Below are 15,348 nucleotides of genomic sequence, written 5' to 3'. Positions count from 1 at the left end.
ACTTTCAAATTAAAAGGTTAATAATTATGAAACTAGGATTTGGTTTATATCGACATATGCTTAATGATGAACATTATGCTTTTGCAAAACAATGTGGAGCAACTCATATCGTTGTTCATATGGTCGACTACTTTAACAGTAATGAACGATTTTCACGCAGTGACCAGCCAATCGGTGATAATGATGGCTGGGGAACAGCTATTGGAGACGTCTGGACTGTAGATGAGTTAGTAAAAATCCGTGATCAGATGCAAAAGTTTGGCTTAACATTTTATGCAATTGAAAATTTTGACCCTTGCCATTGGGATGATATTTTGTTCGACGGCCCTAAAAAATTAGAACAGCTTGAAGTCGTCAAAAACATTATTAGAAATGTAGGGAAAGCAGGTATTCCTGTCTTTGGATATAATTTCAGTTTGGCAGGAGTCGCAGGACGAGTTATCGAAAATAAAGCACGGGGAGGAGCTCAAACTGTTGGTTTATCTGGCATCAACGAAGACATTCTAGAGCCAATGCCAGATAATATGGCATGGAATATGAAAATCAATAACCATAGTGATGGTTACCGCCCTGAAACAACAACAGAGCAACTCTGGGAAAGGTTAACTTGGTTCTTAAACCATATTATCCCTGTCGCTGAAGAAGCAGGCGTTCGCCTAGCTGCTCACCCAGATGATCCTCCACTAGAGTTTGTCAGAGGCCAGCCAAGGCTCGTCAATCAACCCCACTTATATCAAAAATTATTAGATATAAAACCAAGCAAATCAAATGCGCTAGAGTTTTGTCTTGGAACCATCGCTGAAATGTCTGAGGGTAACGTTTACGAAGCCGTGCAACAATATGCAAGTCAAGATGCGATGGCATACGTCCATTTTAGGAACGTCAAAGGTAAAGTGCCACACTATCATGAAACCTTCATTGATGAAGGCGATATTGATATGTTGAAGGTATTAACAATATTAAAAGAAAATAATTATACCGGTGTATTAATCCCTGACCATACGCCACAAATGTCATGTGGTGCCCCATGGCACGCAGGTATGGCCTATGCGATGGGATATATGCAAGCATTGCTTAAAGTACTGAAATAATATATAAATAATACTCCATGCACTATTTTGATAAATGTGCATGGAGTACTTTATATGTACAATTTATTCCCTCGCCAACGCATCAATTGGGTTCAAGCGAGCCGCATTTCGAGCAGGTAAAAAACCAAAAATAATACCAATGGCCGTTGAACAAACAAAGGCACTGACTAACGCCACAGGATCAAAAGAAAATGTCCAGCCCGGTAACGCCATTTGAGCCAATAAGCTAATCCCGTACGATAGTCCAATCCCCATTAGCCCTCCCATCAAACATACCAGCACGGCTTCGATGAGAAATTGCTGCATCACATCGCTAGTTCTAGCACCTACTGCCATTCGAATACCAATTTCTCGCGTTCTTTCAGTAACGGAAACTAACATAATATTCATCACACCAATTCCTCCGACCACTAATGAAATAACGGCCACTAGTGTGAGAAATAACTGCATTGTTTGGGTTGTTTTCTCTGCCGTTTTAATAAAGGTATCGAGGTTATAGGTGAAAATATCTTGTTTACCGTGGCGTAATGTCAGTAAACGGATCAGTTGCTGCTCCGCAGTTTTAGCGTCATAACCGTCTTTAACCCGTACAGTAATACTGTCGTAATAGGGCCGATTAAGCACTTTACTATTTACCGTGGTATCTGGTAACCAAATGGATAATGACTTATTAGAGCCAAAAGCAGATTTTTTCTCTTCAAGCACACCGATAACCGTTGCAGGCATATTACCAATGAGCAAAGTTTCGCCAATAATATGTTCTTGTTTAGGGAAAAACCGGCGTTTGGTATTGGCATCAATCACCACCACTTGGGCTCGCCTGTCCGCCATATCTTGAGTAAACCCCATTCCTTCTGAAAACTTCGAGGCATAAACATTAAAATACTCACGCCCAACACCTAAAAGTTGAGCTGATGCATCTAAATTGCCTTTTCTTAACCGAGTTGAGCTATTCAATTCCCCAGAGACAGCGTGGACATAAGGCTGCTTAGCAATCGCGTCAATGTCCGAAGATTTCAATGACTGCCTATTTTCCGCATCGTCACTACCGAAATCTTTCCCTGGATAGATAGAAATGGTATTGGTTCCGATCGATTTAATATCATTAAGGACCATACCTTGCGCCGCATCACCGATCACCATTATTGATACCACCGACGCAATACCAATGATAATCCCAAGCATCGTCAGTAATGTGCGCATTTTATTGACAACCATGGCACGCCAAGCCATTAACAAAGCTTCGCTAAACCGACCATACATTTGGTTTAATGTAAGTTTTCTTGCCGGAGCTTTTGGTAATGAATTTGTTCGTGTCGTGGCTTTGCTACCCGAGTCATTCAAGATCTCGCCATCTTTAATTTCTACGATACGTTCCGCTTGCTGAGCTATTTCAGGGTCATGCGTGACAATAATTACGGTATGTCCTTGGGCACAAAGGTCTTTTAAAATATTCATGACCTCTTCTCCCGAATGGCTATCCAGTGCTCCTGTTGGCTCATCCGCTAGAATTATCTGCCCACCATTCATTAGAGCCCGGGCAATACTCACGCGCTGTTGTTGCCCACCAGACAACTGGCTTGGGCGGTAATCAACCCGCTCTCCGAGCCCTAAACGCTGCAATAGTTGAGCAGCTCGCTCGCGACGTTGGTTTTTACCGGCCCCTGCATATACCGCAGGCACCTCAACATTTTGTTCCGCACTTAAATGGTTTAATAAATGGTAACGTTGAAAAATAAAACCAAAATGTTCACGGCGCAGTTCTGCCAATTGGTCGTTATCTAACGTTGCGACGCTTTGGCCATCAATACAATAATTCCCTTCTGTTGGTTTATCTAAGCACCCAATAATATTCATGAGTGTAGATTTCCCTGACCCCGAAGCGCCAATAATCGCCACCATCTCACCTGCATTAATTTGCAGTGAAACGTTTTTTAAGACCGTAACTTGGTTTTCACCTTCCCCATAGCGGCGAGTGATCCCTTGAAGATCAATTAACGCAGACATAGTTAGTATTCCGTCTCGCTGTGCCCAATGACCACTTTGTCACCTTCATTTAGGCCCTTGATAATTTCCACATACACATCGTTTCGGCCACCAATTTCAACTTGTTTTTTCTCGACTTTATTGCCTTGAAGGATATCCACTTCATAGGTTTGTGGTGAGATCTCATTGCCTAATGCAGATAGCGGTAGTAACAGCACATTTTTACGTGATTCTAATTCAATAGTGACCTGAGCCGTCATTTGTAATTTCAATAAATGTTGCGGGTTGGGTACCTCAAAACGCGCATAATAAAAAATGGCATCATTGATTTTTTCAGGTGTCGGTAAAATATCTTTTAATTGCCCCGCAAATTTTTTATCTGGAGCCCCTAAAACAGTAAAAGAGGCATCTTGACCCGGTTGTAAATAAATCACATCGGCTTCAGAAACTTCGGCTTTGACTAGCATCGTGTCCAAATCCGCAAGCGTTAAAATCGTTGGTGCTTCCTGAGCCGCAATAACCGTCTGCCCCTGTAATGTTTTAATAAAGGTGACGATGCCATCCATTGGAGCCGTAATTTGCGTATATTTTAGATTTGTTTTTGCCGAATCAAGGGTGGCTTGGTTACGCTTAATTTGAGCTTGATAAGTGGCGACTTGCGCTTTTTTTACTTCCACATCTGTTCTAGCTTTATCAAGTTCTTGTTGAGAAACTGCTTGCTGTTTCGCTAGGCTTAAATGACGTTGATAAGTCACTTGAGCAAGGCGAAGCTCCGCTTGAGCTAATGATAAATTGGCTTCGAGTTCACGTGTTGTTGCTTCTGACTCAATAACATCATTTTGGGCTTTTTTGGGGTCAATAACCGCTAATAAGTCGCCTTTTTTAACATAATCGCCCTCTTTAACATACAGTGTTTGTAACTGCCCACTCACCTGAGCCCCAACATCGACTTTACGTACAGCATCGAGTTTTCCCGTTGCCAGTACTTGTTTATCTAAATCGCCTCGTATGACATCTACGGTTTGGAAAACCGCTTCTTTTTCACGATTTAAAAGAAACCCTGCGGTGACTAGGGCTAACATAATGATTACCAAGTAAATCGGCCACTTTTTTTTAGGCTTTGCCTTCATGTTTTCTTGCTTCCTATGAACAAAAAGAGGGCGTTGCCCTCTAAAATTGCTGACAACTTGTTAAAGGAGGTGGATCCCCAATTTATTGCCAGCTAAAAAACAATCATCAAATTATATATCACTTAAGTTATCAATTGATTCAACATGAGATAGCCATTCTTCAATACTCAATCAACAACGAGTAAAATTTATCAATATCTCTATTAGTTTGCTTTACCTCTTGCCAACCATGCCACACGAGAAAACATAATTTTCAATTGCAGCGGGATACTATCTGGCCCTAATTCTGCGGCTCTATTAACAGTGGCTAGCGCTAAATCCGGTTTCGATGTACGAGAAATTGCCTTAATAATCACCCGCCTAGTTGAAACCTTTGCATTATCTGGAATATCAGCAATTTCATGATAAAGGCTTCTAAACCCTTCTCGATATAGGAAATGTTCCATATCTGGTGCTGGCAGCATCGTTAGCCTATCCCTATTTGAGGAATCAATTTTGTTAGCATAATGCGTCGCAGTTGCCGCATATTTACGCCCAGCCTCATCACCATCGGTTAAAACATGCCATTCAATTCCCATCTTATTGGCAAACTTCAGCAAAGGCTTCAAGCCACTTTGCGCAAATGCAATAACTTTTATTCCTTCACTTTCAAAGTAATAGTTACACTGACGTGAGAACTCATTCATCAACCAAATTTCCGTTTCCCCTTCAACTAATAACCAACAACGAGCAAATAAGGCTGATGGGCGATTAAAGCGAATATGGAAAGAAATTTTACGTAACTCTTCAGCACTTAAATCATTTTCATTCAAACGATAAGCTGAAACTTTATTGGTATTGCGAACCAGACGACACAAGTCTTCCAGAGGTGCTAATGAAAGCAGCTCTCCTGAGTTCGTTGTGGTAATCCGCTGCAGAGAAAATAAACTAAATAAGCCCCATGCGATGGAGAGCATAATCGGATGTAAACGCGTTTCTGGATCTTCAACAATAATCAATGGCCGAGCATGCTTATCTAAGTGAATATTACCTTTTGATTGTAATAACGAAGAAAACATTCCTAGAATAATTAATCGAATATTGCGTTGGTTTGGTTTAGCAATTAAGCGACTAATATTATCAAGCGCTTTCCAGCCGCGCTTACGTGGCTCTATTTTAACAATTGAATTATCTGAACGAATAATATGGGAACTTTGCCCTGAAAAGTAATGGCTAAGCAATTGTTGCATCGCATCAATTCCATCACCAAGGTCTTCATCACTTAAGCGTTCAGGGTTGTTGACCAATGCACTGGTTAGTTCCTTAATACGGGCATTAAATAAGTCACGTACCTCTTTTTGCCCTGAAACAATCGTTTCCGGGTTAAGCGAGTGTAAGAATCGAGCATCTCGTAGGCGAATAACCGGATATAACCGAATAATTTCTTTGATATATTTACCTACATTATCCAAAGAAAGCTTATTGCCGCCTGCGTTTAAAAAGTTTTTATCGACGGCGATTGTGCCATCATCTTTAAGCTCTGCACTAACACGATAGAAAATATGTTTAAGCCCATCTCCGTTATCGACCCAAACAGAGCTAAGATTATGAAAACGATATGATTGATGACGCCCTTTTCGACGCTCACCAAATTTTAGAACGATCTGTAATGAGCGGTAACGCGATTCATCATTCCCTGCTGGGTGGTGAAAATCATGAAGGCTGAATTGGTAATTTGTATGTTCAGGGGAAAGAAGAAGATCAAGTGCGTCAAGTAAACTCGATTTCCCCCAGGAATTCTCACCGACTAAAACCGTACTATTATTTAGTTCTAAAGAAAGCCGGTTAATCCCTCTAAATCCGTATATTTCCACACGTTCCAGGTACATATTACTCTCTCCTTGAAGTATTTATATTCCCCCTTCAATTTCATCAGTTACCATTACGTACTGAATGATTATGCCAAGTGAAAATATAAAAGAATAATAACCAAAGCTTACCGATTAACCACATTCATTACTATCACAATATATGCTAAATAAAAATTATTCATAACAAAACAGAGAACTATATTGAGCATCCAATGGCAGTGTTATAAAATAGGAAAACTTTCATTTTTAGTGTTTTTGACCTATTTTTCATTGAGACGCCAATAAAAAAATTTTATCACAAAAAATTCTTTTCTTACTCGGCGCTATATCAGGTTTATGCTTCGATAACCTAAATAAAAAAGATAAGCATAACTCTTTGTTTATAGTTACCTAGTCTATGGGTTAACCTTTAAGGATCCGGCCATGTATTCAGGACTTTTGATTATACTGCTACCATTAACACTTGGTTACCTTATTACTATTAGAAATAAACAAATTCTCCATCGAGTACACCAATCACTTAACTCGATGGTATATGTTATTTTATTTCTAATGGGAATAACTCTCGCACTGCTTGAAAACTTAAGTATTCACTTAATTTCTATTTTAATTTATGCCATTACCTTTTTTGGCTGTATATTTTCATTAAATGTTATCTCTTTGTTATTACTTGATAAATTGGACCCTTGGAAAATCCCACAACACAAACAAGAAAAGCCGCCATCTAGGATCAAAATGGTTTTAGAGTCTCTGCAACTTTGTGGGGTGTTACTGTTGGGTTTTGTCGTTGGGTTAACGGGTTTTAATTTCTTACACTATGCCGATAAAGGCAGTCAGGCTGCATTAATGCTGCTGTTGCTACTTGTTGGCATTCAATTACGCAATAGTGGAATGAGTATTAAACAGATCTTAATCAATCGACGCGGAACAACCATTGCATTTGTCATGGGGGTCAGTGCGCTCGCGGGCGGTGCGTTAGCCGCGTTATTACTCGGTCTCCCAGTTAAAATGGGGTTAGCAGTCGCCTCAGGCTTTGGCTGGTACTCATTAACAGGAATTGTCATCACCGATGCTTATGGCCCAGTCATGGGGAGCGCCGCTTTTTTCAATGACTTAGCAAGGGAACTTGCTGCAATCATGCTCATTCCAATTATTATTAATCGTTACCGTTCAACCGCTCTTGGCATTTGTGGTTCAACGTCAATGGATTTTACACTGCCTGTTTTACAACGCAGCGGTGGGGTTTCAATTGTCCCTGCGGCCATTGTTCATGGCTTCGTACTTAGTCTTATTACGCCAATTCTCATGGCCTTCTTTACATAGGTAAAATTTCAGTCACAATAGCCGTTAATTTGCGTGAAACAGGAAATTAACATGACAGATAAACAACGTGTTTTAGTGTTGGGCGCTAGTGGTTATATTGGTCAAAATCTGATCCCTAAACTTATTGAGCAAGGATATGACGTAACAGCAGGCGCACGCCGTGTTGATTGGATGTTATCCCAAGGCTGGCAAGATACCCAATGCATTTATGTGGATCTCCATGACCCTGAAACATTAAAAGATGTCATGCAAGACATTGATATTGTTTATTTCCTCGTTCATAGCATGGCCGACCAAGCCAATTTGGTTGAGCGTGAACGCACCGCCGCTCGTAACGTGCAACAAGTCCTTGAAGGTTCAAGCGTTAAACATGTTATTTATCTTAGTGCATTACAACATGGGCATACCTATTCACCACATCTAATTGCACGACGTTTAACTGGCGATATTTTACGTGAAAGCCAAATCCCAGTTACCGAAATTCGTTCATCTATTATCGTTGGCTCTGGTTCTGCCGCATTCGAAATTATGCGCGATATGGTCTACAACTTAGCCATTTTAACCCCGCCACGTTGGGTTCGTTCTAAATCATCCCCCATCGCCCTGTCGAATATTTTATATTATTTAACGCAATTGGCGAAAATACCAACAACCGAGAACCGAATTTTCGATGCGGGTGGCCCTGAGTTTATTAGCTATCAAGAGCTATTTAAGCGCTTTATTAAGGTCAGTGGTAAACGTCGTTTACTTATTCCTATCCCGATCCCGATTAGTATGATCTCGGTGCATTTCATCAGCTTGATCACCTCCGTCCCCCCATCAATTGCTAAGGAGCTAATCCAAGGCTTGCAGCACGACCTTCCGGCAGATGATAAAGCGTTACGAGAGCTGATCCCACAAACCTTAGTCTCTTTTGATGATGCCGTTAGAACGACTTTAGCAGAAGAAGCCGATGCCGTTGATAACGCAGATTGGGGGTATGACCCAGAAGTCAGAAAACGCTGGCGCCCCGGTTATGGCTATTACCCAAAACAAGCGGGAGCAACCCTTGGAACAACAGCCAGTTCAGAATCGCTCTGGTATACGGTGCAACAAATCGGTGGAAAAAACGGCTATTTCTATGCCAATGGTCTGTGGAAAACCCGTGCCATCATGGATGATATGATGCTGAATAAAGTGAAGTACGGCCGCCCCGACCGTGAAGAGCTCCAACTCGGTGATGAAATTGATGGCTGGCGCGTGATTAATCTTGAACCAAATAAACAACTTAGCTTGTTATTTGGTATGAAAGCCCCAGGGCTTGGCCGCTTAACTTTTACTATTCATGATAGCGGGAACCGCCGTTCAATCGATGTTCGGGCATGGTGGCATCCAGCTGGCTTTTGCGGCCTACTCTATTGGTTTGCCATGATGCCTGCCCATTTATTTATTTTTAAAGGCATGGCAAAACGCATCAGTGAACTGGCTTTTGAACGAGATAAACAACTCGCTAAAGAACAGCAAGCAGACCAACTGACCGTTAAATCAGACTAATTTTAGCGTAAAAACCAAATTTTTATGCAGAAATTATTGCATAAATATGCTCATAGGATTAATATCGCGGGTAGTGAAATAAGATATTATTGGTACACATGAGCATTCAATTAAAAAACATCAACTGTTTCTATGGTTCCCATCAGGCACTCTTTGATATCAATCTAGAGTGTTCTGCTGGTGAGACTATGGTATTACTCGGGCCAAGCGGAGCAGGTAAAAGCTCGTTGTTACGTGTCCTCAATTTATTAGAAATGCCACGTTCAGGCCACTTAAACATTGTGGGTCAGCAATTTGACTTTTCTTCCGCTCCAGATGCGAAAGCGATCCGTGAGCTGCGTCAAAATGTGGGGATGGTATTTCAACAATATAATCTATGGCCTCATTTGAGTGTCATGGACAACTTAATTGAAGCACCTTGTCGCGTATTAAAATTGTCAAAACAAGAAGCGCAAGCAAAAGCCTCTAAACTATTAGAACGCTTACGGTTGTCGCAATTTGCTGACCGCTACCCATTACACTTATCAGGTGGGCAGCAACAGCGTGTTGCGATTGCAAGAGCGCTAATGATGGAACCAAAAGTTTTATTATTTGATGAACCAACCGCTGCACTTGACCCAGAAATCACCGCTCAAGTTGTTGATATCATACGTGAACTATCTGCAACTGGGATTACACAAGTCATCGTTACTCACGAAGTGGAAATTGCGCGAAAAACCGCTAGCCGTGTCGTGTATATGGAAAACGGCCATATAGTAGAACAAGGGGATGCAAGCCATTTCACTGCACCTCAAACAGAAGCATTTGCAAATTATCTGTCACACTAATAGATATAGGATTAAGCAATGAAAAAAATTATATTAGCTGCACTGCTGGGCGCTGTAACCCTATCTGCAACTGCTGCGGAAAAAGAAACTATTCGTTTTGCAACAGAAGCGACTTACGCGCCTTTTGAAATGTTCGATAAGAATAACCAAATCGTTGGCTTTGACGTTGATTTAGCCAATGCAATGTGTGAAAAAATGAATGCAACCTGTACATTTACTCACCAATCTTTTGACAGCTTAATTCCTAGCTTAAAATTCCGTCGCTTTGAAGCATTAATGGCAGGTATCGATATTACCCCTGAGCGCCAACAGCAAGTAGATTTCACTGAGACTTACTACCCTAACTCAGCGGAATTTATTGCCGTTAAAGAAAAAATCAGCTCAATAGACCAATTAAAAGATAAAAAAATTGGCGTACAAAACGGAACCACTCACCAAAAATACATCATGGAACAACATAAAGGGATGACAACCGTTCCTTATGATAACTACCAATCTGCTATTTTAGACTTACAAAATGGCCGTATCGATGCCGTTTTCGGTGATACCGCAGTCGCTGACGAGTGGTTAAAAGGGAAAGGTAATGAAAACTTAGGTGCAGTTGGCGAGAAAGTCACTGATCCACAATACTTCGGTATTGGTTTAGGTATTGCCGTTCGTAAGGGAAATAAAGAGCTGCTGGATAAAATGAATAAAGCCTTAGCAGAAGTTAAAGCAGACGGCACTTATGATGCTATCCACAAAAAATGGTTTCAACAGTAATCGATATAATTAATGAGCAACTTTCTATTTTTAACAAGTGCCGCCGGTATCACCGTCGGCCTTGCTGTTTCTGCGCTGATTTTGGGTTTGGTTCTAGCCATGCTGTTTACTGCATGGGAGTCTGTCCGCTTTAAACCAATTGCCTTTTTAGGGACCTGCTGGGTCACTTTGATCCGCGGTTTACCTGAATTGTTAGTGGTTTTATTTGTCTACTTCGGTACATTGCAATTCATCAATCTACTCGGTGATGGTTTTGAACTAAACCTCGGTTTTTGGCAAACCACCATCCAAATCGACCCAAGTATTTTCTTTGCTAATAGCGGCGAATTTGACTATACCCCATTTGTTTGTGGTGTTATTGCGCTAGCCTTATTATATGCATCCTATGCATCTCAAACGCTTAGGGGCGCATTGAAAGCCGTCCCTTATGGTCAGTGGGAAGCAGGTTTTGCATTAGGTTTAACAAAGCGCACGATCTTCTTTCGGTTTATCATGCCACAGATGTGGCGCCATGCCCTTCCAGGGCTAGGTAACCAATGGCTGGTATTATTGAAAGACACCGCATTAGTTTCACTCATCAGCGTCAATGATTTGATGTTACAAACTAAAACCATCGTTAACCGTACTCAGGAACCGTTTACTTGGTATGCCATTGTCGGTTTGATTTACCTTGCAATTACGTTAGTCAGCCAGCTAGTCCTAAAGCGTATTGAGCTACGTACCACCCGCTTTGAGCGAGGTGAATCGAAATGATAGATTTAATATTAAAAATATTACCGGGACTTCCAACCAGTTTGTCTCTGACGTTTAGCGCACTCATTGTGGCTTTTCTGTTAGCCATATTATTCACCTTAATTTTGTCGCTAAAAACGCCAGTGATCTCTCAAGCAGTGAAGGTCTACATTACACTGTTTACTGGTACGCCGTTATTGGTACAATTTTTCTTAATTTATAACGGCCCAAGCCAATTTAAATCTTTGCAAGATTATCCTATGCTGTGGGAGGTTATTTCCACACCCTGGGTCTGTGCAATGGTAGCCTTAGCTTTAAATAGTGCAGCTTATTCCACTTTATTATTCCACGGCGCAGTTAAAGCCATTCCATCAGGTCAATGGCAGTCTTGCCAAGCCCTTGGGATGAGTAAAATGCAAACCATGCGAATTATTTTGCCTTATGCCTTCAAACGCTCGTTATCGTCCTATTCCAACGAAGTGGTATTAATTTTCAAAAGTACCTCACTGGCCAGTACCATTACCATGCTAGATGTCATGGGATACAGCCAGCTTATCTTTGGTCAAACATGGGATGTCATGGCATTTGTTGCTGCGGGTATTATTTATTTAGTGGTCAATGCAATCTTAACTATTTTAATGCGTTTAATTGAACGCAAATCATTGGAATTTGAGCACAGAGGCTAACTTTATCTCAACTTAGATGGCTTAAAAAATAGAAAGCTTGGTATTAATACCAAGCTTTTTTATATAATTGACTAATTAGTTACCCGTTGTAATAAGGTCAATACCTCATAATGAGACGTATGAGGGAACAAATCAAACAACTGCACCTTACATACGTGATACCCCGTTAACAACTGTAAATCTTGCGCCATGGTTTGCGCGTTACAGCTAGAATACAGGATATATTCAGGCTGCATATGAGTAAGGTAATCGCATAATTCTTTACCAATCCCTCGACGTGGTGGATTGACTAAAATAAGCTGCGGGATATCTTGATTCGCTGTAGCAAAACGCGTTGAATCAAGTGCTTTAAACTCAACATGCTTTAATCCAAGTTCATCCGCTGATTGCTGTGCGCTGGCAATCGCTGGCGCACTGATTTCTATCCCTGTTAAGTGAGTGTCTTTTTCAGCACAGTGCAGCCCAAAGCCGCCCACGCCACAAAACAGATCCCACAAGCTATCGATATCTAACGCTTTAACCCATTCCCTCGCGGTTTGGTATAATTTTGCAGCCACTATAGGATTCGTTTGGAAAAAACCTTGTGGCCGAATAAATAAAGGGACTTGATTAAACTCTTCACGAAGTGTGCGCTGCTCCGTTAAGAAAATCTCATCCTCACCTTCAAGTATTGCCATATGCACGGGTTGAATATTGGCGGTGATCACCGCAAGCAGTGGCAACTGTGCTTGTAGCCATGGCAGTGCCTTTTTTAACTGCTCAATTTTTTTCTCTGAGCGCAACACAAACCGCAGCATGAATTTCCCAGAGTAATGACTTTGGGTTAATAATAGGTATTTTAATTCACCGCGTTTGCGCTCAATGTTATAAGGCGTCAGCCCTGCCCTTGCAATAAAAGGAATAATGGCACTAAACACATCAGAAAAGGCATCTGGATACAACGGGCAGTCCGTTAAATCTACACCTTGCCCATCTCGCCCAACAATACCTAAAATTGGCTTCTCAACACTACCACTAACGACCATTTTGGCTTTATTGCGAAAAGCCATCAATGGCCCTGTGGCTGGAGGCTGAAATAGAGAGATATCAATAGCTGGCAAAAGAGCCTGTAGTTGGCTCTGTTTTTCAATAACTTGCTGTTCAGGCGTTAATGTCAACCATTGGCATGAATGGCACTGCCCTGCGGCATATTTTTCACAGTGCATAACAGAGACTTAGTGGATAATTATCGAAGGTTTGTCGTCAAGGGAATGCTCAGAGTCTTCATCAACATTGTCATCATCTTCGCTGAAATCATCCTGACTCGCATACAGCAAATTATTGCTAAAGATTTCAAATACAATGGCTGAAATTTGGTCTTCTGCTTGCTGTAAAAAATGGCCGAATTGACGATACGTCATCCCTGCTTCTAATGAAAATGATTGGCTAACAATCAATTTAGGCAAGTTTTCATTGTTTATTTCAAGGAAAACTTTCGCTGTTAATGAGCTGGCATTGATTTGGCTGATATTCGCCACTAACGTCACAATCGCTGTCGGTTTAAGCTCAGCTAATGCAGATAACACCAAAACATTATTTAAAATATCGAGCTTCGCATCAAAAATACCGTCGATATTTTGCATATGAGGTAAATGTAATGCAGAGCAGGAATCACACTCGAAATAAGAGGTTTTGAGTTGGTCTAGCCATTCACGTAGCTTAGTGATGTCAGGGTAACAAATAGAATCCATGGGCAATAACCTTCTTCAACTCAAAATAGTCGTGCAATATCGATTTGTTAGGGTTTTGGCACATTTCCCCCTAACGAAAAAAACGAATAATTCTCACATATTGTAGGGCGAAACACCAGTAAAACTGCGCTTAATCTACTTATTCATCAGGTTTATTATCTGCAGAGTCTGACTTTTTAGATGCGCTCTTTTCTGGCTGTTTATGATCAATACCCAAAAAACTCAGACCATGAATTGCTCGCCAGACAATGTTGATCATTGCAGGCACCAAACAACCAATACCGACCATAATCATGCTCACGATCACCCCTGACTGCATTAAAGGCTCTGGCAGTGTGATGTAGTCATTTAGTGCTAACAAAACAATAATAAGCAGAATGATCCCCACACCTTCTAACACGATAATGGGCTTTGGCATATCAGCCAATGAACGCATTGTCCCTTTAGATTGAGGTTTATGACTCATTCTTTTTCTCCTCTCATTATTGTGTCTCTTTCTCAAACTGTGAATTATATGCCATACCTATAGGTATAACAGGAAAATTCGACTTTTATTTCATAAGTTATATAGGCATAGTATTGAGCATTGCAATTAGAATCTGAGTTCAAGATAAAAAGGAGATACTATGTATACTGTTATTTTTGGTCGTCCTGGCTGCCCATACTGTGTTCGTGCAAAAGAACTCGCTGAAAAACTGAAAAATGAGCGTGAAGATTTTGACTACCGCTATGTTGATATTCAAGCTGAAGGTATTTCTAAAGAAGATTTATCTAAAACTGTCGGTAAACCTGTTGAAACCGTTCCACAAATATTCATTGATGAGCAACACATCGGTGGGTGCACAGATTTCGAAGCTTACGCTAAAGAAAATTTGAATCTATACAAGTAATTAGTCACATCCGTTTTTCATCCCAACAAGCAAAGTTGTTCACTTATTTATAGGTGTTAACACTTTGCTTGTTCTTTTTGTGCTATTTAAGCCAAATTTAATAAAAATATTGCACTTTTTTTCATCTAAGTGAGAACTTTCTTTTTTAGACGGGGTCTTAATTAGTGCCACTGCTTTTCTTTGATGTCCCCATATTGAGGAGCCCGATAGCCAACTGTTTGTTTTCATGCTATCGGGTTTTTTGTTTCTAACGGCTGGGTTCGCCTTGCAATGTAATGATTAACCTACGCTTTCCACCATGATTTCTATGTTCACATAAATAAATCCCCTGCCACGTTCCCAAATTTAAACGCCCTTTCGTAATCGGAATCGTTAAACTTGCACCCAATAAACTGCTTTTTAGGTGCGCAGGCATATCATCACTTCCTTCATAATCATGCTTATAATAAGGCTCATTTTCAGGAACGGCCTGATTAAAAAAACTCTCGAAGTCTTCTCTGACAGTGTAATCCGCATTTTCATTGATCGTTAAAGATGCCGATGTATGTTGAATAAAAATATTGGCTAAACCAACCTTAATTAAGCTAAGTTCAGGAAGCTGCTTGAGAATTTCTTCTGTCACTAAATGAAACCCTCTTACTTTTGCGCTAAGTTGTATCTCTTTTTGCCACCACATCACTTTTTCTCCCTTTTACTTATCTAAGTCTGTTACTGCACTAAATAATTATTGAGTAATAGTTAAACCGCAAGTAAATTTGTCGCACAAAGCTTTCAATAATAAGACAAAGGGACTTTACCTGCTCATTAA

Annotated in this window: 15 protein-coding genes; 8 read left to right on the top strand and 7 right to left on the bottom strand. The window is 40.7% G+C overall.

Going from position 1 to position 15,348, the window contains the following annotated elements; all coding sequences use genetic code 11:
* The first annotated feature begins 26 nt into the window (after positions 1-26).
* On the top strand, positions 27-1,091 hold the full coding sequence (locus G6Q48_RS11215) for a mannonate dehydratase (RefSeq protein ID WP_166266500.1): 1,065 nt from the start codon (positions 27-29) through the stop codon (positions 1,089-1,091).
* Positions 1,092-1,154: 63 nt separating this feature from the next.
* On the opposite strand, the gene macB is transcribed toward G6Q48_RS11215, so the two are convergent.
* The 3 genes from macB to G6Q48_RS11200 all read right to left on the bottom strand — a co-directional run bounded on the left by macB (position 1,155) and on the right by G6Q48_RS11200 (position 6,075).
* The gene (gene macB / locus G6Q48_RS11210) at positions 1,155-3,098 is read right to left on the bottom strand and encodes a macrolide ABC transporter ATP-binding protein/permease MacB (protein ID WP_166266498.1); all 1,944 of its coding nucleotides are present in this window, start codon (positions 3,096-3,098) and stop codon (positions 1,155-1,157) included.
* Between the two features lie 2 nt (positions 3,099-3,100).
* Positions 3,101-4,207 carry a macrolide transporter subunit MacA gene (macA, locus tag G6Q48_RS11205; protein WP_166266496.1) on the bottom strand — a complete coding sequence of 369 codons (1,107 nt, stop codon included), beginning with the start codon at positions 4,205-4,207 and terminating at the stop codon, positions 3,101-3,103.
* 203 nt (positions 4,208-4,410) lie between these two features.
* On the bottom strand, positions 4,411-6,075 hold the full coding sequence (locus G6Q48_RS11200) for an ATP-dependent nuclease (protein WP_166266494.1): 1,665 nt from the start codon (positions 6,073-6,075) through the stop codon (positions 4,411-4,413).
* 405 nt (positions 6,076-6,480) lie between these two features.
* On the opposite strand from G6Q48_RS11200, the gene G6Q48_RS11195 reads away from it, so the two are divergent.
* From G6Q48_RS11195 to artM, 6 genes are all read left to right on the top strand, one after another.
* Positions 6,481-7,380: a lysine exporter LysO family protein gene (locus G6Q48_RS11195; protein WP_166266492.1), complete on the top strand. Its 900-nt coding sequence runs from the start codon at positions 6,481-6,483 to the stop codon at positions 7,378-7,380.
* Positions 7,381-7,431: 51 nt separating this feature from the next.
* Positions 7,432-8,913, top strand: a complete 1,482-nt coding sequence (locus G6Q48_RS11190) for a DUF2867 domain-containing protein (protein WP_166266490.1) — start codon at positions 7,432-7,434, stop codon at positions 8,911-8,913.
* Between the two features lie 98 nt (positions 8,914-9,011).
* Complete coding sequence (artP, locus tag G6Q48_RS11185) at positions 9,012-9,740, top strand: arginine ABC transporter ATP-binding protein ArtP (RefSeq protein WP_004256404.1); 729 nt, start codon at positions 9,012-9,014, stop codon at positions 9,738-9,740.
* An 18-nt stretch (positions 9,741-9,758) separates the two neighbouring features.
* On the top strand, positions 9,759-10,502 hold the full coding sequence (artJ, locus tag G6Q48_RS11180; RefSeq protein ID WP_102138435.1) for an arginine ABC transporter substrate-binding protein: 744 nt from the start codon (positions 9,759-9,761) through the stop codon (positions 10,500-10,502).
* A 12-nt stretch (positions 10,503-10,514) separates the two neighbouring features.
* Positions 10,515-11,255 (top strand): arginine ABC transporter permease ArtQ, encoded by a 741-nt coding sequence (gene artQ / locus G6Q48_RS11175; RefSeq protein ID WP_102138434.1) that lies wholly within the window; start codon positions 10,515-10,517, stop codon positions 11,253-11,255.
* Complete coding sequence (artM, locus tag G6Q48_RS11170; protein WP_166266488.1) at positions 11,252-11,920, top strand: arginine ABC transporter permease ArtM; 669 nt, start codon at positions 11,252-11,254, stop codon at positions 11,918-11,920. The genes artQ and artM overlap by 4 nt, the downstream gene beginning before the upstream one ends.
* A 71-nt stretch (positions 11,921-11,991) precedes the next feature.
* Here artM and rlmC read toward each other — a convergent pair whose 3' ends face one another.
* The 3 genes from rlmC to G6Q48_RS11155 form a co-directional block, all read right to left on the bottom strand.
* Positions 11,992-13,125, bottom strand: a complete 1,134-nt coding sequence (gene rlmC, locus G6Q48_RS11165; RefSeq protein WP_166266486.1) for a 23S rRNA (uracil(747)-C(5))-methyltransferase RlmC — start codon at positions 13,123-13,125, stop codon at positions 11,992-11,994.
* 9 nt (positions 13,126-13,134) lie between these two features.
* A complete protein-coding gene (locus G6Q48_RS11160; RefSeq protein WP_102138430.1) occupies positions 13,135-13,650 on the bottom strand; it encodes a YbjN domain-containing protein in 516 nt (171 codons plus the stop codon).
* Between the two features lie 139 nt (positions 13,651-13,789).
* The gene (locus G6Q48_RS11155; protein ID WP_102138429.1) at positions 13,790-14,116 is read right to left on the bottom strand and encodes a YbjC family protein; all 327 of its coding nucleotides are present in this window, start codon (positions 14,114-14,116) and stop codon (positions 13,790-13,792) included.
* 160 nt (positions 14,117-14,276) lie between these two features.
* Between G6Q48_RS11155 and G6Q48_RS11150 the strand changes: the two genes are divergently transcribed.
* Positions 14,277-14,540, top strand: a complete 264-nt coding sequence (locus tag G6Q48_RS11150) for a GrxA family glutaredoxin (protein WP_004256424.1) — start codon at positions 14,277-14,279, stop codon at positions 14,538-14,540.
* A 247-nt stretch (positions 14,541-14,787) separates the two neighbouring features.
* Here G6Q48_RS11150 and G6Q48_RS11145 read toward each other — a convergent pair whose 3' ends face one another.
* Positions 14,788-15,216: a secondary thiamine-phosphate synthase enzyme YjbQ gene (locus G6Q48_RS11145; protein ID WP_102138427.1), complete on the bottom strand. Its 429-nt coding sequence runs from the start codon at positions 15,214-15,216 to the stop codon at positions 14,788-14,790.
* Positions 15,217-15,348 lie beyond the last annotated feature (132 nt).

The organism is Providencia sp. M-27, assembly GCF_011077905.1.
In the GTDB taxonomy this organism is placed as follows: Bacteria; Pseudomonadota; Gammaproteobacteria; order Enterobacterales; family Enterobacteriaceae; genus Providencia; species Providencia huaxiensis.
Note: the sequence above shows the minus strand (reverse complement) of the source record. Positions and strands in the feature narration are given on the sequence as shown.

Coding starts and splice junctions, on each gene's coding strand:
- G6Q48_RS11215 (WP_166266500.1), top strand. CDS start 27: ATGAAACTAGGATTTGGTTTATATCGACATATGCTTAATGATGAACAT.
- macB (WP_166266498.1), bottom strand. CDS start 3,098: ATGTCTGCGTTAATTGATCTTCAAGGGATCACTCGCCGCTATGGGGAA.
- macA (WP_166266496.1), bottom strand. CDS start 4,207: ATGAAGGCAAAGCCTAAAAAAAAGTGGCCGATTTACTTGGTAATCATT.
- G6Q48_RS11200 (WP_166266494.1), bottom strand. CDS start 6,075: ATGTACCTGGAACGTGTGGAAATATACGGATTTAGAGGGATTAACCGG.
- G6Q48_RS11195 (WP_166266492.1), top strand. CDS start 6,481: ATGTATTCAGGACTTTTGATTATACTGCTACCATTAACACTTGGTTAC.
- G6Q48_RS11190 (WP_166266490.1), top strand. CDS start 7,432: ATGACAGATAAACAACGTGTTTTAGTGTTGGGCGCTAGTGGTTATATT.
- artP (WP_004256404.1), top strand. CDS start 9,012: ATGAGCATTCAATTAAAAAACATCAACTGTTTCTATGGTTCCCATCAG.
- artJ (WP_102138435.1), top strand. CDS start 9,759: ATGAAAAAAATTATATTAGCTGCACTGCTGGGCGCTGTAACCCTATCT.
- artQ (WP_102138434.1), top strand. CDS start 10,515: ATGAGCAACTTTCTATTTTTAACAAGTGCCGCCGGTATCACCGTCGGC.
- artM (WP_166266488.1), top strand. CDS start 11,252: ATGATAGATTTAATATTAAAAATATTACCGGGACTTCCAACCAGTTTG.
- rlmC (WP_166266486.1), bottom strand. CDS start 13,125: ATGCACTGTGAAAAATATGCCGCAGGGCAGTGCCATTCATGCCAATGG.
- G6Q48_RS11160 (WP_102138430.1), bottom strand. CDS start 13,650: ATGGATTCTATTTGTTACCCTGACATCACTAAGCTACGTGAATGGCTA.
- G6Q48_RS11155 (WP_102138429.1), bottom strand. CDS start 14,116: ATGAGTCATAAACCTCAATCTAAAGGGACAATGCGTTCATTGGCTGAT.
- G6Q48_RS11150 (WP_004256424.1), top strand. CDS start 14,277: ATGTATACTGTTATTTTTGGTCGTCCTGGCTGCCCATACTGTGTTCGT.
- G6Q48_RS11145 (WP_102138427.1), bottom strand. CDS start 15,216: ATGTGGTGGCAAAAAGAGATACAACTTAGCGCAAAAGTAAGAGGGTTT.